The 25,879-nt window shown below is 33.0% G+C and carries 31 protein-coding genes; 24 read left to right on the forward strand and 7 right to left on the reverse strand.

From position 1 onward, the window contains the following. Window positions 1-87 precede the first annotated feature (87 nt). From Nisw_RS00565 to Nisw_RS00575, 4 genes are read left to right on the forward strand one after another with little or no spacing between them, the layout of a single operon-like run. A complete protein-coding gene (locus Nisw_RS00565; RefSeq protein WP_141975572.1) occupies window positions 88-636 on the forward strand; it encodes a resolvase in 549 nt (182 codons plus the stop codon). A gap of 58 nt (window positions 637-694) precedes the next feature. Next, complete coding sequence (locus Nisw_RS09350; protein WP_255430791.1) at window positions 695-1,048, forward strand: hypothetical protein; 354 nt, start codon at window positions 695-697, stop codon at window positions 1,046-1,048. Continuing rightward, window positions 1,045-1,296 (forward strand): hypothetical protein, encoded by a 252-nt coding sequence (locus Nisw_RS09355; protein ID WP_255430792.1) that lies wholly within the window; start codon window positions 1,045-1,047, stop codon window positions 1,294-1,296. The genes Nisw_RS09350 and Nisw_RS09355 overlap by 4 nt, the downstream gene beginning before the upstream one ends. 55 nt (window positions 1,297-1,351) lie before the next feature. Further along, window positions 1,352-1,669, forward strand: coding sequence for a hypothetical protein (locus Nisw_RS00575; protein WP_141975574.1), 318 nt, complete (start codon window positions 1,352-1,354; stop codon window positions 1,667-1,669). 293 nt (window positions 1,670-1,962) lie between these two features. On the opposite strand, the gene Nisw_RS00580 is transcribed toward Nisw_RS00575, so the two are convergent. Continuing rightward, on the reverse strand, window positions 1,963-2,337 hold the full coding sequence (locus Nisw_RS00580) for a hypothetical protein (protein WP_185736632.1): 375 nt from the start codon (window positions 2,335-2,337) through the stop codon (window positions 1,963-1,965). A 103-nt stretch (window positions 2,338-2,440) separates the two neighbouring features. On the opposite strand from Nisw_RS00580, the gene Nisw_RS00585 reads away from it, so the two are divergent. Together Nisw_RS00585 and Nisw_RS00590 are read left to right on the forward strand one after the other, a co-directional pair. Further along, a complete protein-coding gene (locus Nisw_RS00585; protein ID WP_141975576.1) occupies window positions 2,441-3,778 on the forward strand; it encodes a threonine synthase in 1,338 nt (445 codons plus the stop codon). 152 nt (window positions 3,779-3,930) lie between these two features. Continuing rightward, window positions 3,931-5,184 (forward strand): hemolysin family protein, encoded by a 1,254-nt coding sequence (locus Nisw_RS00590; protein ID WP_141975578.1) that lies wholly within the window; start codon window positions 3,931-3,933, stop codon window positions 5,182-5,184. Here the strand turns inward: Nisw_RS00590 and Nisw_RS00595 are convergent. Further along, window positions 5,181-6,233: a type II glyceraldehyde-3-phosphate dehydrogenase gene (locus Nisw_RS00595; RefSeq protein WP_141975580.1), complete on the reverse strand. Its 1,053-nt coding sequence runs from the start codon at window positions 6,231-6,233 to the stop codon at window positions 5,181-5,183. The genes Nisw_RS00590 and Nisw_RS00595 overlap by 4 nt on opposite strands. A gap of 114 nt (window positions 6,234-6,347) precedes the next feature. Here Nisw_RS00595 and Nisw_RS00600 point away from each other — a divergent pair, with 114 nt between their 5' ends. Continuing rightward, entirely contained in the window at window positions 6,348-8,177 is a 1,830-nt protein-coding gene (locus Nisw_RS00600; RefSeq protein ID WP_141975582.1) for a glycosyltransferase, read from the forward strand. Between the two features lies 1 nt (window position 8,178). Continuing rightward, the gene (locus Nisw_RS00605; protein ID WP_141975584.1) at window positions 8,179-10,098 is read left to right on the forward strand and encodes a polysaccharide deacetylase family protein; all 1,920 of its coding nucleotides are present in this window, start codon (window positions 8,179-8,181) and stop codon (window positions 10,096-10,098) included. On the opposite strand, the gene Nisw_RS00610 is transcribed toward Nisw_RS00605, so the two are convergent. Beyond that, window positions 10,088-11,044 (reverse strand): response regulator, encoded by a 957-nt coding sequence (locus tag Nisw_RS00610; RefSeq protein WP_141975586.1) that lies wholly within the window; start codon window positions 11,042-11,044, stop codon window positions 10,088-10,090. The genes Nisw_RS00605 and Nisw_RS00610 overlap by 11 nt on opposite strands. Window positions 11,045-11,111: 67 nt before the next feature. Here Nisw_RS00610 and Nisw_RS00615 point away from each other — a divergent pair, with 67 nt between their 5' ends. The 3 genes from Nisw_RS00615 to Nisw_RS00625 all read left to right on the forward strand — a co-directional run bounded on the left by Nisw_RS00615 (window position 11,112) and on the right by Nisw_RS00625 (window position 14,074). Further along, complete coding sequence (locus tag Nisw_RS00615; RefSeq protein WP_255430793.1) at window positions 11,112-11,825, forward strand: hypothetical protein; 714 nt, start codon at window positions 11,112-11,114, stop codon at window positions 11,823-11,825. A 38-nt stretch (window positions 11,826-11,863) separates the two neighbouring features. Next, a complete protein-coding gene (locus Nisw_RS00620) occupies window positions 11,864-12,574 on the forward strand; it encodes a DsbA family protein (RefSeq protein WP_141975588.1) in 711 nt (236 codons plus the stop codon). 105 nt (window positions 12,575-12,679) lie between these two features. Beyond that, on the forward strand, window positions 12,680-14,074 hold the full coding sequence (locus Nisw_RS00625; protein ID WP_141975590.1) for a hydroxymethylglutaryl-CoA synthase family protein: 1,395 nt from the start codon (window positions 12,680-12,682) through the stop codon (window positions 14,072-14,074). 2 nt (window positions 14,075-14,076) lie between these two features. Here the strand turns inward: Nisw_RS00625 and Nisw_RS00630 are convergent, their stop codons facing one another. After that, on the reverse strand, window positions 14,077-14,379 hold the full coding sequence (locus Nisw_RS00630; protein ID WP_141975591.1) for a hypothetical protein: 303 nt from the start codon (window positions 14,377-14,379) through the stop codon (window positions 14,077-14,079). Window positions 14,380-14,464: 85 nt separating this feature from the next. Between Nisw_RS00630 and Nisw_RS00635 the strand changes: the two genes are divergently transcribed. The 5 genes from Nisw_RS00635 to Nisw_RS09360 all read left to right on the forward strand — a co-directional run bounded on the left by Nisw_RS00635 (window position 14,465) and on the right by Nisw_RS09360 (window position 16,757). Further along, window positions 14,465-15,013: a hypothetical protein gene (locus tag Nisw_RS00635; RefSeq protein ID WP_141975593.1), complete on the forward strand. Its 549-nt coding sequence runs from the start codon at window positions 14,465-14,467 to the stop codon at window positions 15,011-15,013. Window positions 15,014-15,085: 72 nt separating this feature from the next. Further along, window positions 15,086-15,649 (forward strand): hypothetical protein, encoded by a 564-nt coding sequence (locus tag Nisw_RS00640; protein WP_141975595.1) that lies wholly within the window; start codon window positions 15,086-15,088, stop codon window positions 15,647-15,649. 41 nt (window positions 15,650-15,690) lie between these two features. Further along, a complete protein-coding gene (locus tag Nisw_RS00645; RefSeq protein WP_141975596.1) occupies window positions 15,691-15,975 on the forward strand; it encodes a hypothetical protein in 285 nt (94 codons plus the stop codon). A gap of 187 nt (window positions 15,976-16,162) precedes the next feature. Continuing rightward, window positions 16,163-16,525, forward strand: coding sequence for a response regulator (locus Nisw_RS00650; protein ID WP_141975598.1), 363 nt, complete (start codon window positions 16,163-16,165; stop codon window positions 16,523-16,525). Window positions 16,526-16,622: 97 nt separating this feature from the next. Continuing rightward, window positions 16,623-16,757 (forward strand): hypothetical protein, encoded by a 135-nt coding sequence (locus tag Nisw_RS09360; RefSeq protein WP_255430794.1) that lies wholly within the window; start codon window positions 16,623-16,625, stop codon window positions 16,755-16,757. Between the two features lie 2 nt (window positions 16,758-16,759). Here the strand turns inward: Nisw_RS09360 and Nisw_RS09005 are convergent, their stop codons facing one another. Together Nisw_RS09005 and Nisw_RS00655 are read right to left on the reverse strand one after the other, a co-directional pair. Beyond that, the gene (locus Nisw_RS09005) at window positions 16,760-16,915 is read right to left on the reverse strand and encodes a hypothetical protein (protein WP_185736692.1); all 156 of its coding nucleotides are present in this window, start codon (window positions 16,913-16,915) and stop codon (window positions 16,760-16,762) included. 252 nt (window positions 16,916-17,167) lie between these two features. Beyond that, complete coding sequence (locus tag Nisw_RS00655; RefSeq protein ID WP_141975599.1) at window positions 17,168-18,031, reverse strand: prohibitin family protein; 864 nt, start codon at window positions 18,029-18,031, stop codon at window positions 17,168-17,170. 107 nt (window positions 18,032-18,138) lie between these two features. Here Nisw_RS00655 and Nisw_RS00660 point away from each other — a divergent pair, with 107 nt between their 5' ends. Beyond that, window positions 18,139-18,537: a hypothetical protein gene (locus Nisw_RS00660; RefSeq protein ID WP_141975601.1), complete on the forward strand. Its 399-nt coding sequence runs from the start codon at window positions 18,139-18,141 to the stop codon at window positions 18,535-18,537. On the opposite strand, the gene bioD is transcribed toward Nisw_RS00660, so the two are convergent. After that, window positions 18,538-19,221, reverse strand: coding sequence for a dethiobiotin synthase (gene bioD, locus Nisw_RS00665; RefSeq protein ID WP_141975602.1), 684 nt, complete (start codon window positions 19,219-19,221; stop codon window positions 18,538-18,540). It abuts the gene before it with no gap. 80 nt (window positions 19,222-19,301) lie between these two features. On the opposite strand from bioD, the gene Nisw_RS00670 reads away from it, so the two are divergent. From Nisw_RS00670 to Nisw_RS00695, 7 genes are all read left to right on the forward strand, one after another. Further along, window positions 19,302-19,487: a hypothetical protein gene (locus Nisw_RS00670; protein WP_141975604.1), complete on the forward strand. Its 186-nt coding sequence runs from the start codon at window positions 19,302-19,304 to the stop codon at window positions 19,485-19,487. 84 nt (window positions 19,488-19,571) lie between these two features. After that, entirely contained in the window at window positions 19,572-20,852 is a 1,281-nt protein-coding gene (gene bioA / locus Nisw_RS00675; protein ID WP_255430795.1) for an adenosylmethionine--8-amino-7-oxononanoate transaminase, read from the forward strand. A 381-nt stretch (window positions 20,853-21,233) separates the two neighbouring features. Continuing rightward, window positions 21,234-21,359: a hypothetical protein gene (locus Nisw_RS09365; RefSeq protein ID WP_255430796.1), complete on the forward strand. Its 126-nt coding sequence runs from the start codon at window positions 21,234-21,236 to the stop codon at window positions 21,357-21,359. Between the two features lie 315 nt (window positions 21,360-21,674). Continuing rightward, window positions 21,675-22,652, forward strand: coding sequence for a biotin synthase BioB (bioB, locus tag Nisw_RS00680; RefSeq protein ID WP_141975607.1), 978 nt, complete (start codon window positions 21,675-21,677; stop codon window positions 22,650-22,652). Then, a complete protein-coding gene (locus tag Nisw_RS00685) occupies window positions 22,627-23,766 on the forward strand; it encodes a pyridoxal phosphate-dependent aminotransferase family protein (protein WP_141975609.1) in 1,140 nt (379 codons plus the stop codon). The genes bioB and Nisw_RS00685 overlap by 26 nt, the downstream gene beginning before the upstream one ends. Before the next feature lie 200 nt (window positions 23,767-23,966). Then, window positions 23,967-24,701 (forward strand): cytochrome c biogenesis CcdA family protein, encoded by a 735-nt coding sequence (locus tag Nisw_RS00690; RefSeq protein ID WP_141975611.1) that lies wholly within the window; start codon window positions 23,967-23,969, stop codon window positions 24,699-24,701. Between the two features lie 4 nt (window positions 24,702-24,705). After that, window positions 24,706-25,806, forward strand: a complete 1,101-nt coding sequence (locus Nisw_RS00695; RefSeq protein ID WP_141975613.1) for a redoxin family protein — start codon at window positions 24,706-24,708, stop codon at window positions 25,804-25,806. The last annotated feature ends 73 nt before the right edge of the window (window positions 25,807-25,879 follow it).

Raw genomic sequence — 25,879 nt, forward strand, 5'->3', positions numbered from 1 at the left:
CAAATATGAAACGAAAAACTCAATGAATTTTAACGGGTATTATGTAATTACCCACCTTACTATATCTAAAAAGAGGAAATAGAGGACATGCGTTCAAAAATAATAACGGTATCAAAATTATCAAAAAAAACTAAAACGAATAATCAAAAAGCTGCAAAAACACGTAGACAAAGAGGGTATCAATGGGAAGACACATTGGTTAAAAGATTCAACAGTGCTTCGAATTGGAAGGCATTTCGATTAGGATCTCCCAGTATTGCTTTGCCTGATGTTTTGGCAGTTAATACTGAAAATAGCACAATTTTTACCATTGAGGCAAAATCTGGAACAAGTACTTCACTACCAGTTCCATTTGATCAGATTGAGAGATGTTTGGAATGGGTAAAGACGTTTGACATTTACAAAAAAAGACAGGTATTGTTAGCATTCAAATTTCTATCTAAGAAAAGATTGGGAGTAGGCAAATACGAAAGTCGAGAACTAAGAGAGTTTTACAAAATTTGGGATGAAACATTAGATATTACTGACTGTGTGTGCACATATGAAGGAAAAATTTATGCTAAAATAGACGGTTCGAGAAAAGAACTCAATCTTCAAGAATGTAATATGCCTTTTAAAACAAAGCAGCGTAAATAGTGCCTAATTTCGTAAAACCTACAAATCGTTTTTAAAGAATAAACAAGAATCAAATACATTGTCTGAAGTAAAAAAAGATGAAGAAGCCCAATTACAGTGGGAATTAGAAACTAAAAGAATTCAAAAAATTAAAAATCCTGCAGAATCTGTTGAAGAGGTTTCAGAACCAATTGAAGAACATGACTCCGAAACAGAATTACCTGAAATTAGCATCAAAACAAGTTATGATGAAAAACCATCAACCGAGATTAATTCAGCAGCCCTTTTAGAAACTGCTTCTGATGCAGAAGTGAATTCAAGAATCAGTTTTGAAGAATTCACCGATGAAAAGACTCTGATCAGTCATGATGCGTTTGGAAACAAGCAAATGAAAATTAAAGTGTTAGAAGTATCTGATGAAACACCCCCATGAAATGGAAGTTTGGTGACAGGGTAAAAGTGACCAAGATTCTGATAACCATAAAACATCTCACAACACAAGAAGTAGAAGAAGGAGAATTTGATGTGGAGGCAATAGAAAGAGAATTACAAGAAAAGAGACATTATACCTCCACTAATAGATGGATCCCTGCAGAAGATATCAAAAACGGATATGTTGTAGGTTCAAAGCATACACGATTAATCAGTGATGCCTCTGCATTAGACTACATAGTATTCTAAGCATCAATCATTTTTCTCTGAAAAACATTATAAAGATAAGAATTCGAAAAATGTCATGAGTTCAAAAGAATTTGATGTGAATGGTACTGATTACAAAATTGTGATAACAGATCAGATTGTAGGACATGTAAATAACCTCAAAAACCTCTACAATTCAACATATGAAGATCCTGAGAGTTTTGAGGATGTCAGTGCAGAAATTTCAAACACCATAAATGAAATTGCAGCCACAGTAGAACCTGAAGTAGAAGACAGTGATCTTGACGGATTAATTCAAGAAGTTATCAAAGCAGTAGATAGTAAAGCTGAAGAAATTGAGAAGGAATTAGAAGGAAAAGAAACACCAAAGAAAAAATCAAAATCTAAAAAATAATCTCATTTGACCTTAAACTCATAAAAATTTGGGGGATAAATTATATTCTAAATAAAACAACATACATTATGTCTGGAAGTTGTGAATGTGGGATTTGTGGCCATCATTCTGAATCAGAATGTCTTGAAAAAGAATGTAAATGCTGTTTGAATTTTCATGAAAGATCCGGACCGAAACGAAAATAATTTTAAATTAATTTTCTTCTTTAAAACAACTGCAATTCTTAGACATGTGTCGATTACAACCAAATAATTTATGATCTTTGCATCCACATAACACACATTTCTTTTCACTCAAATCTTATCCCCTAACTCCTTTACATCTTCCATCATCTTATTATCCTCAAGGGATTCTAAAATCTTCAATCTCATATTTTTTACTCTATGAACATCGTCCTGGTAAAGAGGGGCCATTGTTTCAATTTCTTGTTCAAATGAGTAATTTTCTAAATAATTTCTGAATTTTGATTTTAGAGGTTTAAAGTCAGAATGAGGAATTTTACTATCCTCGATTTTGTTTGAAACAACTTTCAAAAATCCATTGATTTTAAGTAATTCTTTTTTAATAGCATCTAGATCTCCAGGTTTATCATTAATTTCTTTAAGATGTTTGTGGGATTCAAGGATTTGTAAGAGAATGCTTTTCAAATATTCGTTGTATGTAACCACAACAAATTTCCAAAGACATCTAATCTAAAGTTTAGGAAAAATAGCTTGAGCTGTGTAAAAATTACACATTTGCTTTAAATTATCATAATTTTTTGTAATGACTATGCAAGGAGAGGCATATCTCAAATGTATTGATCCACAATGTGGTTTGGAATATGCAATTGAGAGTACAAATGTACAATGTGAAAAAGGGCATTTACTTGATGTAAAATACAAACACACACCTTCTGAAAGTCTAAAAGAAGTTTTTTACGATAGAAGAAACTCTCAAGGAAATATCTTTAATGAAAGTGGAGTTTGGAGATTTAGAGAATTACTAAATTTTTGTCAAATTAATACTGAAAACATTGAAGAGTGTTCAAAATTTTTGGTTTCACTTGATGGTGCAGAAGGAAGACTATCAAAGCCTTACCACATGTCAAAGGCTTCAGAATTAGTAGGAATTTCAAATGATAATTTATGGTTGCAGCCTGAAGGATACAATCCAAGTGGTTCTTTCAAAGATAATGGAATGGCTACTGCAGTAACACATGCAAAGATGGTAGGTGCAAAAAAGATTGTTTGTGCATCTACTGGAAATACTTCAGCATCTGCAGGTATGTTTGCAGCAAATGAAGGTATAGATTGTGATGTATACATTCCTGCAGGACAAATTGCCCCAGGAAAACTAAGTCAAGCATATCAATTTGGAGCTCAAATTTTAGAGATTGATGGTAATTTTGATGATGCTCTAAAGCAATCATTAGATGATGCACAGAATCATGACGGATATACAGTAAACTCTGTTAATCCATTTAGAATTGAAGGACAAAAAACAATTCCATTTAGAGCATTAGAATATTTGAATTGGGAAGTTCCAGATTGGATTGTTTATCCAGGCGGAGCATTAGGAAATACATCTAGTTGTGGAAAAGCATTGATGGAGTTATACGAGTGGGGTTGGATTAAAAAAATTCCAAGAATTGCAGTAATAAACTCAGAAGGTGCAAGTACATTATCTGATTTGTACAATGGTAAATTTGAAGGAGAAGAATTAAGATGGAATAAAGGAAAACCAAACACTGAATTAATTACAAGATATTATGATGATTTAGATGCAAAAGGAATTAGGCCAAAAACAAAAGCTACTGCAATTCAAATTGGCAGACCTGCAAATATTTTGAAAGGTTTGCGTGCACTTGAATTTACAAATGGAGTTGTAACAACTGTTTCTGATTCAGAGATGCTTGATGGAATGTCCGTGGTAGGCCTCAATGGTTTTGATTGTGAAATGGCATCAGGTGCATCTGTAGTTGGAGTCAAGAAGTTAATGAATGAGGGAATTATAAAGAAAGACGACACCGTAGTTGGAATTCTTACTGGTAGACAAAAAGATGCAATGCTTCCAGTAGACTATCACAATAACCCCCAAAACAAGTTTGCAAAACCTCCAAAGAATTAGCCTCGTTTTTTATACACGTGTTAGATAGAATGTTTTTGACATCTGAAAGGTTAAATCCCAGTTTTGTAAATTGAGAATACCAAAGAGATGGTGCAAAAATACTAAATGGAAAAACAACATTGTTGTTCTAAGAAAATTTTCGGAGAGAAATCATGGTAGATTTATGGGTTGAAATTACTGCATTAGGATTTCTTATCGGGCTTTCAGGATTTTTTAGTGGTTTAGAGGTGGCACTTGTTGGAACAAGAAATTCTACTGTAAATCAATTAAAGAAACAAAAAATCAAAGGTTCAGAAGCACTTTACAAATTAAAACATAATCCAGGCTGGATGATGTCAAGTGTAAACCTGGGAAATAATTTGGTAAATGTTGGATCATCTGCATTAGCTACAAGTGTAGCACTTAGGATGTTTGGAGATGATGGATTGGCTATCGCCGTTGGAATTATGACATTTCTAATTTTAGTTTTTGGAGAAATTACACCTAAAACATATTGTAATGCAAATGCAACAAAAATTGCTTTACGTTTTGCTCCAGTATTGTTAGTTTTCAGTTATGCATTCTGGCCAATAGTAAAATTATTTGAAATCATCACAAGAGGAATGGTAAAAATTACAGGCAGCAGTTATTATGCGCCTCCAATTACAGAAGATGAGATTAAAGGAATAGTTGAACAAGGGTTTGCAGATAAAGCATTAGAAAAAGATGAAAGTGAACTAGTTCATAGTGCACTAGAATTTGATGATACGGTGATTCGAACAGTCATGACCCCTAGAACAAAAATGTTCATGTTACCTGCAAAGATGTTATTGTTTGAAGCATTACCTGCAATCAATCAAAGCACACATTCAAGAATTCCAATATTTGGCGAAACTCAAGATGATATTGTAGGGTTTGTTCATGTAAGAGACATTCTTCAGCAATTAGAAAAAGAAAAAGAGATGGTTACATTAGAACAGCTTTCAAGAAAACCCGTTTTTGCATCACAAGAAAAAATGGTTAGTTCTTTACTCAAAGAGATGAAAGGAAGAAAAACACACATGGCAATAGTTATTGATGAACATGGAGGAGTGGAAGGACTAGTTACTTTAGAAGATTTGATTGAGGAAATTATCGGAGATATTGAAGATGAAACAGATGCAATAAAAACAGCAGATTACAAATCAGTTGACAAAGACACAATAATTGCAAATGGGGATATTGAAATTGAGAAAATAAATAAAATTTTCAAAACATCCATCCCAGAAGGAGATGATTATGGAACTCTAAATGGTCTACTACATGAAAGATTACAAGACATTCCTCAATCAGGAGATAAGATAGAGGTTGATTCTTTGAGAATTATTGTAGAAAAAGTACGAAAGAATATGCCCAAAGAAGTTAGAATAGAGCGGATTAGAGACTAGTCTTTTTTGGCAAAATGCTCTTGTAATTTTTGTTTCTTTTCAGCCATATGAAATATTGATTCAGTATGGGCAAAAGATTCAGAGTATGATTTTTCAAATAACATTGCTTGCATTAACATATGGTTTTCAGGAATAACAATACCTGTTTGATCATCTGAATACATCATCTGAACTGTGTCTCCAATTGAAGTGGTCATGTTTGCATGAATGTGAATCATGTTAGTATCTGTAAAGTTAAAGCCCATGTTTTGAGCATAATCTCTAACATCTTTTGTTCCCTTTGCAGTCCATAATGTTGCAACACCAAATTCATTTGTAAATAATTCATGAATATCTGAGGGCTTTGGTGCAGTTCCTTTGAATCGAATATCCATAATATGCAAGTGCATCTGTCTTGTTGGAACTTTGATTGCTCTAACATACAATGGTGCATCTTTTCCAAAATACAATTTTACATCATCACCATGGTGAGGTTTTTCAGTCATTTCTATAGTATCAGATAATTTTTTCTCAGTTTGTTCAATGTCTGCCCATCTTCTAACTAGTGTAACATCAAATCGAATCAAATCATCTCCAAACTTGTCTCTTAATGGTTCAAGAATTCTTCCCATTCCGGTGACATTACAACTTCCCTGCATGACATGTGATTTTCCGATTGCAAGATCATAATTTGCCCTAGAGTTAAACAACAAATCAGATACTGCTTCATCACCCATTGTAGATTCTCCGCCTTGGTAAATTGCAGGAAGGTTACGGGGCTCATACAGATTTTTCTTGTTTTTGTATCCATGTCCACCAGGGGCAGCATCAATAACAAGATCAGATTGGTCTAAAGCAGATTCAATCGAGCCTGAAATTTTGTAATCTTTGAATTCATCTAATTTCTTTTCAGGCACATAAACATCCAATCCTCGAGAAATTGCAACATTAACATCGTTATCTGGAGAGTATTTTCCTACACCAACAACTGTAATCTCAGGATCATCTTTGAGAAAAGCAGTGATTCTACTACCAATAGAACCATATCCATTAACAAAGACTTTTTTCATAAAATTTCTAATCCTGTCCCATTTATTTAGATTAGTTCAAAAAATAGACATGAAGAAGAAATTTGATGACGAATCCACATATAACAACAAAATCATCATTAACAGTATTAAAAATTGGACAAAAGTTCTGTAATTACAAAATTAACTAAAGCCATAAAAGATTCTGCCGGAGATTGGGGTAGAAATCAGTATTTACTCAAAGTAATTGAAAATGACAGAGAAATCACAAATTCAGATAAAGTGTATTTGGAAAAAATTTTAGGAGTCAACGACCTAGTAATTGAAGAAGGGGTAAAAAAACAAGACCCAATTCTAAAAAAAGACAAAACGATATTTTTGAATCCAGAAATGGTAAAATGCAAACAGTGTCAAAAACCAATTAACTTAGATGAAAAGGCAGTCAGACGTCATAAGTTATGGTATCATAAAATTTGTTTTCAGCAAACATTTGGAGATAATTACAAAGAAAAAGAAAAAGACGTCATACAAGAAATTAGGCAAGTCAAAAAAGATCCAATTCAATTAGTGTTAACTATAGCAATTTTTGTAATACTTGCAGGTTCAGTTTATTTCATTTTAGGACCAATTAGCATGATTGCAATGGGATTAGGGGGAGGGTTGACAATCTATCATGTGATTGGGGCAACAGGAAAATTGTATTCACGTAACAAACCTGGAACTAAAGCACCATCTGTATTTTTGATATTCTTACTCGCATCTCCATTCATAATTGCAGGAATGATTGCATATGAAGGATATTCACTGTTTGAGTCACCTGTAAGAATTATTTTGCTATGGGCAATGACCATATCTTTCTGGTCTACAATGTTGTTTGTCCCAATGGCAGTACTTAGTAAGTATAGAGAAGATATTCAACCAGACGTAAAATCATATCCAAAAATATCAATAATTATTCCAGCATATAATGAAGAAAAAGTAATTGCAAATACTATAGAGGGGTTGTTGGAGACAAAATACCCTAAAAAAGAAATTATTTTTGTTGATGATGGAAGTAAAGATAACACATTACGTATTGCGACAAATTTCAAAGGCCAAATCAAAGTACTTCATAAAGAAAACGGAGGTAAGGCTACTGCAATCAATTATGGTATTCAGTATTCTACGGGAGAAATCATTGTAATTGTTGATGCAGATACAATTATTGGAAGACAATCACTAAAAGAAATTGTGAAGGGTTTTGAAGTAAATGAACACGTTGCAGCTGTTGCAGGAAACATCAAAGTTAGAAATCAAAAAAACTGGATTACAAAATGTCAAGCCTTGGAATACATTACTGGAATTCAAATTGTAAGAAGAGCATTTGACGTATTTGGTTCAATTACCATTGTTCCAGGTGCATTAGGGGCATTCAAAAAATCATTTCTGACTGAAGCTGGAGCATATGGCAAAGAAACCATTGTAGAAGACTTTGATCAAACAATCAAACTACTCAAAGCAGGATTAATCACTCAAGGGAGTGCAAAGGCCACTGCATATACTGAAGCCCCAAACACGTTACGGGATTTTATTGCTCAAAGAAAGAGATGGTATCGCGGAAATATTCAGGTGTTAAAGAGACATTCAGATGCATTGACTAATCCAAGATATGGATACTTGCAGAAATTATCACTACCATATCTCTTCTTAGGCATGGTTATTACACCAATTGTTGGCTTTACATCTACAATAAATGCAATCATAGGCATAATCATGGGCGATTGGTGGTTTGTTTTACAGGTATCCTTAATCTTTACAGTTGTTCATTATTTGATGACAGCCTTGGCATTAAGAATTGATGGAGAAGATCAGAGACTATTAGGATATGCAGGATTTCTAGTGTTTGGATTTAAACAAATTGTTGATGCATTATTATTAAAAGCGATGATAGAACAATTAACAAAGAAAAAAGCTACATGGACAAGTGCAAAGAGGATTGGAGTATAAAATGAATTTGAAATATTTGTTACTATTCGGGATTGTTCCTTTGCTATTATTTGGATTTGATAATGCAAATGCTGAAAACTCTCAAACAATTCAAGTCGAAGTAAAATACACAAATGGAGACAGAGCAGATTTTTACGGAATGAGTCTAGTTGTTTACCAAGATTCCAGTAAAGAAGTGTTTTTAGAAAAACAATTAGAGAACAATCCTGACATAATCGCAGTTCCTGAAAATCACAAGTACAAAATTGAAATTTATGCAAATGGGATGTATGCGGGAGTAGGATATGTGCAATTAGATGATACTTCTAAAGAAATCATTATCAACATTCCATTATCAGGTGGATTGAAAGTAGATGTATTCTATGAAGGCGGAGAAATTCCGATTGAAGGTGCCAGAGTAGTAATAAAATCAAGTGACAACACAGAATGGAGACAAGGAATTACAAATAATCAAGGAGAAACACTGCGTTTTTGGATTCAATCAACAACAATTCCTGAGGACTATTACATTGCAGATGTTTATCTTGGAGAGTTATTCTTAAAATCACAAAAATCAATCAAACTTCAACCAGGACTAACAAGAGATGAAAAAATTGTTACAAACATTCCTGAAATTGTAGAAGATTTGATAACAATCACACCATACAAAGATGCTACAACAAAGATTTCATCATCCGACCCAACCCATACAGTAACAATAACGAATCAATTTACTAACGAGTCTATATCAAGCGATGTTAATTTTAGAGGAGAAGCTCAATTTTCGAACCTAAAATCAGGTACATATCTTGTTGAAATTATGCCTAATGATGATGGAAATTGGCCTGATACTCATGTTCAAATTGTCGGAGACATTAATCATTTCAACATATTCAAAATTCAACCAGTCATAGAAATGGAAACAGTAGAAGACACTCTCAAAGAAATTGAATCTTGTAACTGTATTGCATTTAGATTGGATGACGTACAAGATTATTGGCTAAATGATGTCCAGATAGAATACATGAATACATTTGTTGATACTAATACTCCATTGACAATCGGAATAATTGCAGATTCATTTGGAGATGATGCAAAGATGAAGACATTTGTCTCAGAGAGCAAAAACATGAAAGGTTTTGAGATTGCCAGTCACGGAGTGGGAAATACACCATTTACTGAATTTACATTAGAAGAGCAAGATCAAAAACTAAAAGAGTCATTTGAAAAGATTCAGCAAAGTGTAGGAGTTAAACCAAATGTCTTCATTCCTCCACAAAATAGATTCAATGAAGATACAAAACAAGTCTTAATTGAAAATGGATTTACTCACATTAGTTCTAGTCTGTTGCATGGAGATCCTCCACCATTCCCACTAAAGGGCGAAACATTGTACAGATTCCCCGAAATGAGCACTACAGGAGCATATGATCCAGAACAAAATATCTTTGTTGGAACATCTCACGAAAAGACACTGTCTGATGCACTTGAAGGATTATACACGTATGGGTTTGCAGTAATTACATCCCACCCACAAGAATTCTCAACAGTAGTCGATGGAACATATGTAAATCAAATAAATGAAGAGCAAATTTCAGAATTAAGATTACTAATTGAAAAAATTCAAGACAAAGGAATCAAGATTGTTCCAATTGGAATGATCAATATAGATTCCAAACTAGTTCCTGAATGGATAAAGAACAATGCAGGTTGGTGGGCAGATGGCTCCATTGATGATGAGACGTTTGTTCAAGGAATAGAGTATCTAGTACAAGAAAAAATTATCACAGTTTCAGAAAAATCCCAATTAGGCTCTTATGATCAGATCATCCCAGCCTGGATAAAGAACAATGTAGGTTGGTGGGCAGATGGCTCCATTGATGATGAGACGTTTGTTCAAGGAATAGAGTATCTAGTAAAAAATGGAATTATCACATACTAGTTACTTTGTAATTTATGCTAGATTTCCATCTTGCATCTTCTAGTGCAAACTTGTTTTCACATTTCAAACAGAGGTATTCGACTGAGATTTCTGGGAAGAATTCTTTACAGTTATTACAAATGTAATGATTCTTCATGACACGGTAATCTACACCTAGTGCTTTAATCTCTTTTTTACAGTTAGGACAGTGATCATCTTCATAGGTACTTTCTTCTGTAATATTTCCACAATCATAATGCTCAATTAATTTTCCTAGTTTGAAATTGGAGCTCTTACAACTTGGACAATAAAATATCTGAGATGTTCTTACAGAATCGCATTGATTACACGCAATCTCTTTTTTATCTTCAGTACGAGTAATTTTTCCATTATTTTCTAATTGCTGCAAATATTTTGAAACAGAGTCCACATCAGTATCAATAATTCCAGCAATTTTGTTTAAAGTGATTTGAGGTGTAGATTTTAAAATAAAGTCAATTTGTTCGTTAAATTTTTGTTCTTGATTTTTCTCTTCTTGTTTTTGTATTTGTTGTTGTTCTGATTCTTTTAAGAAAAAGTCTTGTTCTTTTTCAATAGTTTGGAATATGCTTTGAAGATTTTCAAATCTAATTGGTTTTTCCAGATATTGATATACCCCTAATCTGATCAATTCTTTGATTCCTGCATCATCTTTTTCAGTTGCAGTTTCTAAAATTACACGAACATCTGGTTTTACTTCAAGCATTTGAGTAAGAATAGAACGAGCATCCATATCTGGAAGCATGAAATCAAGTAACACAATTGGTTGTTTTCCCTGAGAAACTAGTTCAGTAAAAGTGGAAATTGCAGTAGATCCGTTATCACAAGTGTGGATTTGTGTGTAACCTAACTTTTCTAAATAATTCTTTAACAGCATTCCAATAGCTGGACTGTCTTCTACTATCAGAACAACATCTTTGTTGACCAAAATTTCCCTCTCAATAGTATGTATAGTAAATTCTTTATAAAATAAACACCTCAAAATGAATCATAACTTGAATTTTAACAAAATACTATCCATATTCCTGATACTTGGCATTGGAATCACTACAAGTTTTGCATATGCTCAAGTTGATGTGAACGATATTGAGTTTTTACAAACAGGAATCATAAACACTGCTGAAAATGAATTTTCAATCAGTAATGATATAGCGTTAAGAGAGTTCTTTAACGGAAACATAGTCAGGGTATCTGGACAAACCATTGAAGGGTTTCCATATATCACATATTCTGAAATTTTAAATGAAAAAATCAAAACCCGAGGGATAATCTTTGTTGGAGGAGAGTTTGTAAAGTTATCTTTTGAAGAAAAGTCATTACAAGAAGAAGATACAGTAGAGAAGAAAGATGATTTGCAAATTTTAGTAAAGTATTCTCAAAGAGTGTATTCAAAACAAACTGCATCAATTGAAATTAAAACATATGATCCAGAACAAAATAAGTTGAAAGACTTTAATCAAAACTATGGATTCATTCCAAATATCAACATCAAAGTAATTGTTTTGGATGAAAACAATAATGAATTCCATTCGACAACAGGAATTACTAACAGTAAAGGATTCTTTGAGACAGAATTTTACATTCCTGAAAGATATCCCCAAGAAACTCTAACTGTAACCATTACTGCTGAAGATGATGATTCAACATCATCAAAAATTTTACAGGTGTTTACTTTGGGAGCAATACCAGACAATGGTAGTTCACCATAGCACAAAGACTAAATGAGCTAAAAAATTCTCAGAAACCATTGATACACGGTCCATCTTTGGCAATAGGTGCAGGAATTTCTGCAGTTGTCTTGGTAATTGTGTTTTTGAGTTTTGATGGAATAAATAATGAGCCTGAACTAGTAATGCAACCGACACCAACAGTTCAGCCAGAAGGACCTGCAAAAGTAACTATGGAGACATTTTTGAGTAACGGTTCGCCCATTTTGGGAGATTCTAATGCACCAGTAACTCTAGTGGAATTTGGAGATTATCAATGTCATTTTTGCAATGTCTTTTTCCATTCAACTGAAGGAGATATTTTGAAAAACTATATTGAAACGGGTAAAGTTAGAATGATCTTCAAGGATTACAACATCATTGGTCCTGATTCCATTAATGCATCTCATGGTGCACATTGTGCAAATGATCAGAATATGTTTTGGGAGTATCATGATATTTTGTATAATAATTGGACTGGAGAAAATAATGGATGGGCATCATCAGAGAATTTGTTACGATTTGCACAAGAGATTGGATTAGATGTGGATAAATGGTCTGAGTGTATGATAAATGGTGAGCATTCTCAAACTATTGTTGCAAGTAATGATGATGCTAGAGCACTAGAACTAACTGGAACTCCTGCATTTTTTGTAATAGGACCGGATGGCAAAGTTACAAGATTGTTTGGAGCACAACCTTATGACACATTTCAAAGAGTCTTTGAAACAGAGTTAGAAAAACGTAGTTAGCGATCAAAATAGGCATAACAAGTCAAAAAAAAGTCTCAAAATTCCCTTCCTAGTTATCTAGAATTTACCCGCTAACCTTATTAGTGAATTATCGGAGGCAAGCTTATGGCAGCTGGAATTGACGATATTGCAATATACATCCCCCGATTGTACATTGATGCCGCAGATTTTGCAAAGGCCAGAGGATTAGACCCAGTAAAATTACAAAAAGGTCTAGGAGTTTCTCAAATGGCAATAGTCGATGCTAATCAAGATCCTGCAATCTTGGCTGCAAATGCTTGTTTGAAGATTATGCAAAAAAACAAGCTATCCCCAGAAGATATTGGTAGATTATACGTTTCAACAGAATCATCTTTTGATGAGTCAAAGGCAATGAACTCTTATGTCATCGGAATGCTAGAGCAGGTTTATGGTCAAGGCGCATTTGAGCACTGTGGTGGTGTTGAGACTAAATTTGCATGTGTTAGTGGTTCTTATGCTCTATATGATAATACAAATTGGATTAGGGCAGGAGAAGCTGAAGGAAAACATGCACTGGTAGTTGTATCAGACATTGCAAAATATGACATGGGATCTAGTGGAGAGATGACTCAGGGTGCAGGAGCAGTAGTAATGCTTCTTAATGATAAACCAAGACTATTGGCATTTGACCCCAAAGTGACCTCAACTTCAATTAAAGATGAATATGACTTTTACAGGCCATTTGGAAAAGAGACTCCTATAGTTCACGGTCAATACTCTAACATGCTATACATGATTCAGGTGAGAAAAGCACTTGAAGCATACAAGAAAAAAGTAATCTCATCAGGACTAATCAACATAGAACCAGGGGAGACAATACTAGACCACATGGATTACATCAACATGCACTTGCCATATAGTAACATGGGAAAGAAAGCATTGGCATATTTGGTAAGACATGAGTGGCGTCAGCTTCCAAGATGGAAGAAGATATTACAAGAAATTGGAATGGAAGAACCAGTTCCAAAAGATCCTCGTGGAACTATTGAATCAGTGTTGGGAGATGAAGAATTTATGGCAAAAGATCATGAGTTTACAAAATTATTTACAAAAACTCCTGAATACCAGGAAGTGTATGAATCAAAACTTGCAAGTTCATTAATTGCATCTAGTATGATTGGTAACTTGTACACTGCATCATTGTATTTGGGATTTAGAAGTAGTTTAGAATTTGAATATCAAAAAGGAATCAATTTGGAAGGAAAGAGAGTCGGATTTGGTTCCTATGGTAGTGGAAGTAGTGCAATGGTGTTTAGCGGAGTGATCCAACCAGAATTTGAGCAGATTGTAAAGAATATGAACTTGGAAGCAGAAATCGGAGAGAGACGAAAATTAACTTGGGAAGAATATGAAGAACTACACGAAAATAAAATTTCTCCTGAAGATTCAATGCTTCACTCCAAGAAAGAATTCAGTTTAGTTGATGTAAAAACTGAAACAGAATCCAGAGGCGAAAGACGTTATGTCTATAACGAATAAAATTATCTAGCTTTTCGTTTGTAACCCTGTTCTATTTTGCAGTTTGACAGTGAAGAGTTTTGAGCTTTACTTGATGTTTTTTTCTTTTTTGACGTACTCATCTTTTCTTCAATTTTGAAAATTTTTGGAGTTTTTGATATGATTTTTGTATTTTTAGAATGAATGATGTTTGTTGGAGAAGTTTGTTTGTTGTTTTTCTTTTTTGGTTTATCAGGATCTGTAGGATTCTTTTTTGTCCATATGATATTTTTGAGATCAGTAGATGAAGAACGTTCGATATTGTAATCACCTAATGATTTACCCATGACATTCTTACAGAGCAGAGAGTTTAAGCGTATGCAATAAAGACATGAATTATTCATATAAGGCACATGAATGATCAGGATAAGAATGGATGAAGAAGTAAATCCAATCAAAGATTATCTGTTTGACTATATCAAAAATTCACAAACAATACCGGAATTAATAACTGAGAAAAAATTTGATTTGGTGATTAGTGAAATCATTGAAAATTGTTATGATAAAATCACAACTATGGATGAAAAAGATTTAGCAGTAGGAGTACTAGCTACTGGTATTTTGCACTATTTGTTGACTAATGCATTATTGACTAGTCAGAGAAAAATAGAGTATGACGGAATAGAATTAGACATTGTAATTCCAGATGTAAAAACTCTAGAAAAAGATCCTAAAATGACTCTACTCATTTGCATTCCAAAATCATTAAACAAACAAGTAATTGAAGAAAAAATCACACAGTTAGAAAGAATTCAGCCAAACAAAGAAAACATTTGGGTAGTTTTATCTGAAGACATATCCATAAAGAACAAAACATTTGTGTTATCAAAAGAAAATCCATCTTTTTTGAAGATAATCTTTGAGATTGCACAGTTTAGCAATGTTGGCGGGGCAAACAAGTTCAAAATTTTACGGATATAAACAAAATTTAGTAAAAACTAACGAAAATCATTTTGAAGAAATCAATATAACTTTCAATCTGACAGGGTTTACATGATAAATCCTGTAGAAGAACTAAAGGCGTTAGGATTTAAGCAAATTTGCAATTCAAAAGAAGAAACAATTGATTTTGTTCACAATCTCAAACATAAAGACCACAGCATCTTAATTTTCCATCAAGATCAAACAAGAGACATAATTGTAAATGAATTTCTCAATAAAGAAAATACCCGAAATTCAATGACTGCTTGTTTTACCAATAATCCAAAAAAATACAATTGCCATCATCAAATTACATATAATGAATTAATCCAAGAGCAAAAATTTCAACCAAATATTGTAAGTGATTTTCTGTTAAATGTTTTGGCAGATTCTTACAAAAAAGAACAAACTCGAATTGCTTGTGAAGAGACATCTTGGCTTGCAGAGCAAGGAGTATTTGATGAACATCAAAAATGGGGTAACACTATAGACCAAAAAGTAATAGATGAATCTTCAGTAATGTGTTGTTATAATGTAACAAAACTAACTGAGGAACAAATGAAGACTGTTCTATCAAGTAGAAAATACATTATTTTGGATAATCCGTTTTCAGTGTATGAAAAAGAATATTCCTAGTGTTAAATAGGGATTAAATATCAAAAGTACACAACTAGATCATGGCATCAATAATTGTAATTCCAATAATTATAGTTGCAGTTGTGGGATTAACTGGATATTTGGTATACAAATTTGCCATGTATGATCTTCTTTGCAAAAGATCAGTGAATAAGACGTTACAAAAATACAATATCCAAAAAACACCTTCACAAATAATCAAAGAGTATTACGACATGAGAGGAGAATCAAAATCTCACAAAGAAATTCAAAATCTTGAAAAACAATATAGGCAAAAAGAACCAGATCAGTTCCTAATAATGTATGATAAAATTAGAGAAAAATAGTAAATGATTAGATCATATTCATATAATATGAGAACAATATAATAAGATGTGAATAGAATCCTCATAATTGGAATAATAGCAATAAGCATTTTTGGTTTAATAGAGACATTAATTTTTACAAATGCAATTCCATAGAGAATTTGTTTTAGGACAAAAGGTTATTAGAAAACTTTGAGACTAGAAAAGAATGGCAAAAAAAGTTCTGATAGTAGATGATACCATTAGTATTTTAGATATGTTAAAAGACAGTTTGACATCTGAAGGTTATGAAGTTGAAACTGTAAACAACAGTACAAAAGGGCTAGAGATGATCAAAACTGATGCATATGACATAGTTCTGTTAGACATCCAAATGCCAGAAATGACAGGATTGGAAATTATTAGTTCATTGAAAGATACATCAATTATACATACTACAAAAATTGTTTTGATGACTGCATCAGAGATTCCTAGTGAAGATTTGACAAACTTGATGAAGGTAGGCGTTGCAGCATGGATAAGAAAGCCAATTAATTTAGAAATTCTTTCAGGACGATTAAAGACACTGTAATGAAAATAATTTCAGAATAAACCCGTTATCATATGACCAATCAAGTACAATTATCGCAGGATTTTTTGCTTAAATAGAAAGAAATGTACAGTATAGTATGGTTCAACTGCACATTTCAAATGAAACAAAACGTAGAATGGAAAATATTGTAGGCATAACAAATACCCGAGATGGAGATTATTTTGTGAATAACCTAATCGATATTTTAGAAAAAAAGGCTAGACAAAGGTAAAACTATTCTTTATAGTGAACTAGCAAAGAATTTCCCATAACAGGCATCACTGCAATTATGTTTTCACCTTTTTCAGCTAGAAAATCATTTACCACATCTTGAAGGTATACTCCTTCAGAAAGGGTCTTTGTTTCAAAGTAGCGAATTTTATGAATCATTGTCGCTAAAAAATACATTTACAAGTATATTACATTTTGATAACGAACAAAAATTACATGAAATTATTGCTAAGTAGATAACGCATATTTCATTTATTGTCCTATTTCTTTTGCACAAGTTGATGAACAAGTAGAATCATCACTCAAACTCTCATATTCTCTGCCACAGTGAACACATGTTCTAAAAGACATGTGTTAATTACACGTTCATACTATAAAAGAAAACAAAGTCCAGTGTAAAATATTCTAAAATTATGGAGTCACTGGAATTTGAATAAATGGAGTTCCACCTTCACCAACTACTAGAGGTAATTTTCCATCCCAGGCTTGTGTCTTTAACCAATCTAGGTAATTTGGATTCTCTGCAAGGGCTTTATTGATAATTGCAATAGCTTCTGCTTCACCTTTTGCTTCTGCAATATTTGCATTTGCAAGACCAATTGCATTGGCCTCACGCTGTCGAGCTTCAACTTCAATTCTTCTCAAGTCATTTTCTGCTTTGAGTGCCTTTTGTTCTGCCTCTACTTTAGATTCAATTGCCTGAGCAAATAATGGTGAAAATTCAAAATCAGTAATTGAAATTACCTCAGTTACTACATCAAATTGGTTTAATCTATCTCTAATGGATGATTCAATGTCTGCTTTGACAAGAGGTCGTTTTGTGATTAATTCTTCAGCATTATAATTTGCAGTTACTTGTTTTACTGTTTCTTCAATTGCTGGCTGAATTACTCTGTTTTCATAATCTAGTCCCAGATTTTTGTACAATCTATGTACTGCTTCTTTATCAGGGTGATAGTTTACAGTAACAGTAGTCTCTACTGTCTGCAAATCTTTTGATGCACTTCTAGCATCATTTGCGTATTTTAGAGTACGAACTTCAATGTTAACTACTTCATCTTGGAATGGTACAACAAAATGCAGACCTTCGTCAAGTGGTGGTTGTGTTAAATCAACAGCATTCCAATGTAATAATACACCTCTGTGTCCAGAATCTACAATTTTTACTGAAGCAGTTGCCACTACTCCAACTATGATCAAAACTACAATTGCCACTGCAATTCCTTTTGCAGCACCCATATTCACACTAACACTAGGAGATTGATATTTTGACAATAGTTACAGTGTGTATCTACTACTATTATACCATCTGTAAAATCACAACTTAGGCACACCAGATGCCTAAAATGAACAAATTTATCCCAAGAATAAGAAACTAATTCATGGTAGAACCAAACTTTTCTTGGATTTATCTGATAATTTTCTTAGCAATACCATTATCAAGAATCATTCCAAGAATATTGGCAAAAAGAAGACAAACAAATGGAGATTATTTAGGAATTAAAAGACCAAATCAAGAAAACATAGATGCAGTTAGAATAGAAGAGCCACCATCAAGACCTCAAACAAAAGATATGCAAGTTTTAGGAATTATGCATCAAGGAGCAAATACATTTGAGAAAATTCAAAGATCAGTAAAAATGGAAAATAAAGAACTAGACTCAATTTTACAGGAATTGGAAAACAAAGATCTTATCAAAGTAGTACAAAAACAAGGAATGTTTGGACCAAAAATTGAACTTTATTCTACAGATAAGGGATTCAAAGAATATTATTCTTAATTATTTTAATAATGATTTCAAATCAATATTATTCTTAAAGATACTATTAAGAGCAGAATCACTCATGTCTTTGATAAATGGAATAGAACCCAGAACCTTGACGCCAGTTAAATTCTCTAAATCTCTTTTTAGATTTTTTACAGAATAACCATCATCAAAATCATTAATGATTATTCCTTTGATTGGAATTTTGTATTTCTCACACATTTTAACAGTCATTATAGTATGATTAACAGTTCCAACTTTGCTTCTAGTCACAATTACTGTAGGAATCTTGAGTTCTTTGATTAGATTTGTAATGTAATAGTCTTTGAGAATTGGAGTCATAATTCCTCCCATGCCTTCTACAAGAATCATGTCATGGAGTTTTGATAATTTTTTGAAACTAGTTAGAATGGTTGAAATTTTGGGTTTTGTTTTAAGATTCTTCCAAGCAGTGTATGGAGATGCAGGAATTGGAAAGAATTGAGGATTTACCAAATTTTCAGGATCAGTTGTTTTTGAAGCTCTTGCTAAAATTTCAACGTCTTCTGATTTGTAACCCTTTTTCTGGGCGGTTCCTGCTGCAAATGGTTTCATGACTCCAACATCTACATCCATTTTTCGCAATGCAACTGCCAGTCCTGCTGTGATGTAGGTTTTACCAACATCAGTGTCAGTTCCTGCAATAAAGATAGATTTCAACAGACAGATTATAGATTAGTCCATTGATTAACTCATCGGTTGAGCAATATTGTTAAAAATATCCAGATAGTGTTGTAATCATGGCAGAAAATTTTCAAGATCCTAAAAAATACGAAACGGTAACAATTGAATCAAAAGTTAGAGAAGGGGTTTTTCATAAAGTAGTCAAAGAGTTAGAGAGTGGAAAAGCAGTTTCTTGTTCTTGTAAATGTTGGAGTAAAGGCGGAAAGGCTTGTGCTGCCATGAGAAGCATAGGTGTGGAATAGTTTTTCAAAGTAATCGGATAATTATTAAGATCTGAAATCATAGTAAATCAGTTGAAAAGTTCTGTTTGGCATCCCAATACCCAAATGAAAGAATGGAATTCATTTGATAAAATTATCAAGGCCAAAGGAGTCTGGCTTGAAGACTCAAAAGGTAACAAAATGATTGATGCTGTAGCCTCTATGTGGTGTAATGTTTGGGGTCATTCCAACCCTCAACTAGTCAAAGCAATCACAAATCAAAGCAAAAAATTACAACATTCTTCAATGTTCAACATCACAAATGAGCCTGCAGAACAACTGGCAAACAATCTTGTAAAAATATCACCTAGAATGCACAAGGTATTCTATTCAGATAATGGCTCTTCTGCAATGGAGATTGCAATTAAAATTGCATTACAGTACTGGAAAAATATCGGAGAGAAAAAGACAGAGATTGCAACTATAGAAAATGGATATCATGGTGACACATTTGGCGCAATGGCAGTAGGTTATGTTCCACAATTCTTTGGGAAATTTAAAAAACAACTTTTTCAAACAATGCAATTTCCAGTTCCAAACAAATATCGACTACCAAAGGGATACACGTTAACGGACTATCAAAATCACTGTCTAGAAAAAATTGAGAAACAGTTTTCAAAAAATAACAAAATTGCAGCATTTGTCATGGAAAGTGGTGCACAAGTTGCAGGTGGAGTAATAATTTATCCAAAAGGATTTCAAAAAAAGATTAGTCAATTATGTAAAAAATACAATGTTTTGTTTGTCTTAGATGAAATTGCAACAGGGTTTGGAAGATTAGGATCAATGACACAATACCAAGAACAAAAATCTATTCCAGATATTATAGCATATGGGAAAATGTTGACTGGAGGATATCTAACTATGGCAGCAACTCTTGCAAACAAAAAAGTCTATGATTCATTTTCAGGAGAATTTAACGATTGGAAACATCTATTCCACGGACATACTTATACTGGAAATCCACTTGCAGCATCAGTTGCAAATGAAAATATCAAGATGTATAAAAAAAATAATCTAATTAAAAAAATCCAAAAAACATCCAAAGTGTTTGAAGAATATTATGATGAAATTTCTGAAATCGATATTGTCGGAGATATCAGACACAAGGGAATGCTTATGGGAATAGAACTAGTTACAGACAGACAGAAAAAGACACCGATTCATCCAAAAAAATCTATCAATAAAATATTCTATGAAACCGGAAAGAAAAACGGGATTTATCTCAGAACCCTGGGCAACATAGTCATGCTTGTACCACCTCTGGCAATTTCTGAAAAAGAGCTAAATTCACTCATAAAACGTACCATCAAGACAATCAAAAATGCAAAATCACAAGTAGTCTGATAGTTAATCCCATCCCAAGTCTAATCTTTCTGTTATTGTAATGATCAATGTCTTTTCTTTTTTATGATTTTGTGACTGTCTGAAAATCATGATTTTTGTAATTACGCCGGTATATAACAGAGACCAACTATCTAAAGTATGTTTAAAAAAATAATTGAAAAACTGAAATTTGGTTCTTGTAAAATCAAAACAACTAGTGATGTAAACGCATTTACAGAATCTGAAAAAAAGAAATCAGAGAGAGCAGACAAATAATGGCATACCACTGCAAACACTGTAATTTTACTTGGGATGCAGCTGAAGATAATATTCAGCAATTACTTTCACATGAAAAGACTCATCTAAAAAAGAGAACATCTTAGATTGCAGGTGTTTTGAGAATTGAAATACAAATGTAGTCAATGCGATTTTCATTGGATTGGAACATCATACACATTTGATGAAGTACGCAAACATGAAAAAATTCATTTGAAAAAGAATGCTAAACAATCAAAAAAATTAACATGACTTTGATTTCTCCTAAAGGAACCAACATACCAGGGTCATATCGAAAATGTGAAGAAACAGAATGTACTAGATTAATTCCATGTCCGCATGTTAGATGCCAGAAACATCGCACAGACATGGCAATCAAAGATTGGGTTGTCCAACACAGGGAACAATAATTCCAAGTACGATGTATCTATTTGAGACCAATGATTTTAGCCTCAGACCCAAAATACGAACAATTCAAAATTCATTTTAAAGCCTTGTTAACCCCCTATACCCTCAAAGGTTAACCTTTCCATTATTGTTATAAATGGAAAATATCTGGGTTAAATTATGAGTGCTCTAGAATTCATCAAAGAGTGTCAAGAAAAAGTATTTTCAGGAAATCACATTACTGCTGAAGATGCCGAAAAATTACTGAACATTCCAGAAGAAAATCTTAAAGATTTGGCAAAATGTGCAAATGAGATTACACGAGATTTTAATGGAGAAAAAGTAGACGTAGAGCAACTAAATAATATTAAAAAAAATGCATGCAGTGAAGATTGTACGTTTTGTGGACAATCTGCATTCTTTGATACAGGTATAGAGACATATCAATTACCAACACCAGAAGAAGTGGTATCAAAAGCTCAAAAAGCAAAAGAAGAAGGAGCTGAGTCATATTGTCTAGTAGCTGCATGGAGAGAACCATCAAAAACAGATTTTGAAAAAGTTTGCAAAATAATTACAGAGATAAATGAAAAGGTGGGAATTAGTGTTGAGTGTAGTTTAGGATTTCTAACAGAAGAGCAAGCAAAAAAACTCAAAGAACTCAAAGTCAAAAGATATAATCATAATTTAGAGACTGCAAAATCAAAATTCCCCGAGATATGTACTACTCACACATATGAAGACAGACTAAAAACATTAGGAATTGCAAGAGATGCAGGTTTGGAGTTGTGTACGGGTGGAATTATTGGTTTAGGGGAAACCAGAGAACAGAGATTAGAATTAACATTAGAACTTGCAAGACTATTTCCAGAAGAAGTTACAATAAACATACTAGTACCAGTTCCAGGAACTCCGTTGGAATTACAAACAGATTTACCAAATTCAGAAATTGTTAGAATGTTTTCTGTGATCAGATTCCTATTACCTGAATCAGTCATTAAAATCTCTGGAGGTAGGGAAACACAACTCAATGATTCAGGAGAAGAATTACTGCAAAGCGGAGCAAATGGAATTATTACTTCAGGTTACCTTACAATGGGTGGCAATGAGGCTCAAAAAGACCGTGAAATGATTGAAAAAATTGGCCTCCAGGCATAAACTTGACTTTGTGGATGCAGAGTTACAAACAATAAAACAAAACAACCTATACAGAAAATTACGATATGGGAAAGCTCAAGGGGCACACATTACAATTAATGGAAAAAAACTTCTCAATTTGTGCTCAAATGACTATCTAGGAATACCAATAACAAAAATTCAAGCAAATCAACTTCAATCAAGTTCAAGACTAGTTTCAGGAAATGATGAATCATACAAAAAATTAGAAAAATCTCTTGCAAAGCACAAATCTCAGCAAAACAGTTTGATTTATCCTACAGGATATATGGCAAACTTGGGTTCAATTTCTGCAATTGCAAAAAAAGGAGATTTGATTCTCAGTGATGAGTTAAATCATGCAAGTATTATTGAATCATGCAAATTAACAGATGCTAAAGTTTCAATCTACAAACATAATGACATGCAAGATTTGCAAAACAAATCAAAACAAAAAGCAAAAAACAAGTTCATCATAACTGAAGGAATTTTTAGTATGGATGGAGATTTATCATCACTAAAACAAATTACGGAAATTGCAGATAAAACTAATGCCATAACAATTGTCGATGATGCACATGGAGATTTTGTAATTGGAAAAGATGGGAAAGGTACACCAAATCATTTCAATGTTGGAAAAAAAATTGACCTGTACATTAGCAGTCTAAGTAAAGGATTAGGATCATTTGGAGGATATATTGCAGCACAAAACAATGTAGTTGATTTGTGTATAAACAAATCAAAATCATTTATCTATACATCAGCATTGCCATCATTTTTGGTAAAACATTCTCTAAAGAGATTTGAATCAAACAGAGAAAAACAAAAAAAGAAACTAGAAAAAAACACCAAACTGTTATCAAAAGGCCTCAAAGAAATAGGTTTTGAGATAAACTCAAAATCTCAGATAATCCCAATTATCATAGGAAATGAGAAATCTGCAATGAATTTTGGAAAATTTCTGTTTGATAATGGAGTATTTGCACAACCAATCAGATATCCAACCGTACCAAAAAACCAAGCCCGATTAAGAATTTCAGTCACAGCATGGCTACAAGATAGAGATATTGTAAGAGCACTAGATATCTTTCAGAAAGCATACGTAAAATTCTGCTAATTATCTCGCAGCGTCAAAGCCGCCAAACATCGGAGATCCAATCAAAACTGCAGCCACTACAACGATACCCAAAACAATGCCTACTATAACGAATCGTTTGTTCATATCAAAATTATTTGCAACCCAGTTAAAAACGGATTGTATTAGAATTGGTAAAAATCTGGAAGAATGCTTTAAAGTAAAAATTGTAACTTTAGAGTATGGCAGAAATAACTCTCGCAGTTGCAGCACTAGCAGGACTAAGTTCATTTGTTGCACCATGTATTTTGCCTATGATTCCAGCATTTCTTGCATACATTTCAGGAACCACACTATCAGAGTTAAATCAAAAAGATGGAACAAAGACATTTTCAATAAACAGAACAAACATTGTTCTAAACTCTGTATTTTTTGTACTAGGGTTTTCTGTAGTTTTTTCAACACTAGGAGTGATTATCAACAGTGCGCTTTCATCAACATCAGGAGAACTGGTAGAAGGACTTAATCAAATCGGAGGGGTAATTATAATTGGATTCGGAGTATTCTTACTACTTTCAATGAAGATAAACAAATTAAATTTAGAAAAAAAGTTTTTCCCAAAAAGATCAAAGGCAAGTTATCCAATGTCATTTGTTTTTGGATTAGCGTTTGCAGCAGGTTGGACTCCATGTGTTGGACCAATCCTGGGAACAATACTTACACTTGCAGCAACAACGCCTTCTGTTGCATTCAACTTACTGTTAGTGTATTCATTAGGATTAGGAATTCCATTTATCTTAATTGGAATCTTTTATTCTAGAGCAAGTAAAATAATTCGTTCAATGAGCAGACATCTAAAATATTACAACATTATTTTGGGAGGATTTATTGTAATTTTGGGAATTCTAGTATACACGAATCAACTAGCATATATTGCAAACTTTCCACTTCTCAATGAATTATTATTTTTAGGGTGATAAAATGAAATCAGAAATTAAAACAGCAATTATTCTTGTAACAGCCATAGGGATAGGAATTACAGCCTTAAGTTTGTCATTTTCAACACTTGATCAAGCCAATGTTTCAAACATAACAAGTAGTGATTCTACAAACATAGACAAATCTGGATTCAAAAAGGCTCCCGACTTGGTAGGAATTGCACACTATCTGAATACAACTCCAGAAGAATTAGCTCAAGAGATAGAAGGAAAAGTAGTGTTGTATGACATTTGGACATATAGTTGCATTAATTGCATCAGAACTCTCCCATACATTACAGCATGGGATGACAAATATTCTGATCAGGGATTATTAGTAATTGGTATCCATTCTCCTGAATTTGAATTTGAAAAAATTCCCGAAAATGTAAAAATGTCAATTGAAAAACATGGAATCAATTATCCAGTTGTCATGGATAATGACATGGAAACATGGAAAGCATTTGAAAACAGATACTGGCCAAGAAAATACATTGCAGATCATGAGGGATACATAAGATATGATCATATCGGCGAAGGTGGATATCAAGAAACAGAAAAAATCATTCAACAATTAATTAAAGAAAGATCAGATGCATTAGGAATTCAAATGGCATCTGCATCTTCATTAGTAGATATTGAAGAATTTGAACATACATTGTTTAGAACCCCTGAATTGTATTTTGGATATTATTTTGCACAAAACAGAAATCAATTAGGCAGTCAAGAAGGATTTCAACCAGACAAGATAGTAGTGTATCAAGAATCAGACAAAATTGAATTACATAAATTCTATCCAGTTGGGACATGGAAAAATCATGAAGACAGTATGGAGTTAATTTCAGAAACTGGAGTGATAAAATTACTGTATAATGCAAAAGAAGTAAACATTGTCACTGCAAATAATGCAGAACTTGAAATTTATCTTGACGGAGAACCACTACCAGATCAATATTCTGGAAGCGACATTACATCAGAAAATATCCTAAATGTTTCAGAACCGGGATTGTATAACATCATAAGTAGTGAGGATAGTGCTTCTCATGTATTAGAAATTAAAATCAAAGGTAAAGGATTCCAGATATTCACATTTACCTTTGGATAGTGTAACTACATCTGTCTGTCACTCCAGTTACACTAGTTAGAGTGACAAATCTCTTTAAAACAAAATTTATGAC

Origin of the sequence: Candidatus Nitrosopumilus sp. SW, from assembly GCF_006740685.1 — an archaeon.
Classification (GTDB): Archaea; Thermoproteota; Nitrososphaeria; order Nitrososphaerales; family Nitrosopumilaceae; genus Nitrosopumilus.

What these genes read in the sequence shown, in the direction of transcription:
- Nisw_RS00595 (WP_141975580.1), bottom strand. Translation starts at nt 6,233, where the DNA reads ATGAAAAAAGTCTTTGTTAATGGATATGGTTCTATTGGTAGTAGAATC.
- Nisw_RS00690 (WP_141975611.1), top strand. Translation starts at nt 23,967, where the DNA reads ATGGCAGAAATAACTCTCGCAGTTGCAGCACTAGCAGGACTAAGTTCA.
- Nisw_RS00605 (WP_141975584.1), top strand. Translation starts at nt 8,179, where the DNA reads ATGAATTTGAAATATTTGTTACTATTCGGGATTGTTCCTTTGCTATTA.
- Nisw_RS00585 (WP_141975576.1), top strand. Translation starts at nt 2,441, where the DNA reads ATGCAAGGAGAGGCATATCTCAAATGTATTGATCCACAATGTGGTTTG.
- Nisw_RS00670 (WP_141975604.1), top strand. Translation starts at nt 19,302, where the DNA reads ATGGCAGAAAATTTTCAAGATCCTAAAAAATACGAAACGGTAACAATT.
- Nisw_RS00640 (WP_141975595.1), top strand. Translation starts at nt 15,086, where the DNA reads ATGATAAATCCTGTAGAAGAACTAAAGGCGTTAGGATTTAAGCAAATT.
- bioB (WP_141975607.1), top strand. Translation starts at nt 21,675, where the DNA reads ATGAGTGCTCTAGAATTCATCAAAGAGTGTCAAGAAAAAGTATTTTCA.
- bioA (WP_255430795.1), top strand. Translation starts at nt 19,572, where the DNA reads ATGAAAGAATGGAATTCATTTGATAAAATTATCAAGGCCAAAGGAGTC.
- Nisw_RS00625 (WP_141975590.1), top strand. Translation starts at nt 12,680, where the DNA reads ATGGCAGCTGGAATTGACGATATTGCAATATACATCCCCCGATTGTAC.
- Nisw_RS09360 (WP_255430794.1), top strand. Translation starts at nt 16,623, where the DNA reads ATGGTTCAACTGCACATTTCAAATGAAACAAAACGTAGAATGGAAAAT.
- Nisw_RS00565 (WP_141975572.1), top strand. Translation starts at nt 88, where the DNA reads ATGCGTTCAAAAATAATAACGGTATCAAAATTATCAAAAAAAACTAAA.
- Nisw_RS09005 (WP_185736692.1), bottom strand. Translation starts at nt 16,915, where the DNA reads ATGATTCATAAAATTCGCTACTTTGAAACAAAGACCCTTTCTGAAGGA.
- Nisw_RS00630 (WP_141975591.1), bottom strand. Translation starts at nt 14,379, where the DNA reads ATGGGTAAATCATTAGGTGATTACAATATCGAACGTTCTTCATCTACT.
- Nisw_RS00650 (WP_141975598.1), top strand. Translation starts at nt 16,163, where the DNA reads ATGGCAAAAAAAGTTCTGATAGTAGATGATACCATTAGTATTTTAGAT.
- Nisw_RS00635 (WP_141975593.1), top strand. Translation starts at nt 14,465, where the DNA reads ATGGATGAAGAAGTAAATCCAATCAAAGATTATCTGTTTGACTATATC.
- Nisw_RS00695 (WP_141975613.1), top strand. Translation starts at nt 24,706, where the DNA reads ATGAAATCAGAAATTAAAACAGCAATTATTCTTGTAACAGCCATAGGG.
- Nisw_RS00590 (WP_141975578.1), top strand. Translation starts at nt 3,931, where the DNA reads ATGGTAGATTTATGGGTTGAAATTACTGCATTAGGATTTCTTATCGGG.
- Nisw_RS09355 (WP_255430792.1), top strand. Translation starts at nt 1,045, where the DNA reads ATGAAATGGAAGTTTGGTGACAGGGTAAAAGTGACCAAGATTCTGATA.
- Nisw_RS00660 (WP_141975601.1), top strand. Translation starts at nt 18,139, where the DNA reads ATGGTAGAACCAAACTTTTCTTGGATTTATCTGATAATTTTCTTAGCA.
- Nisw_RS00645 (WP_141975596.1), top strand. Translation starts at nt 15,691, where the DNA reads ATGGCATCAATAATTGTAATTCCAATAATTATAGTTGCAGTTGTGGGA.
- Nisw_RS00575 (WP_141975574.1), top strand. Translation starts at nt 1,352, where the DNA reads ATGAGTTCAAAAGAATTTGATGTGAATGGTACTGATTACAAAATTGTG.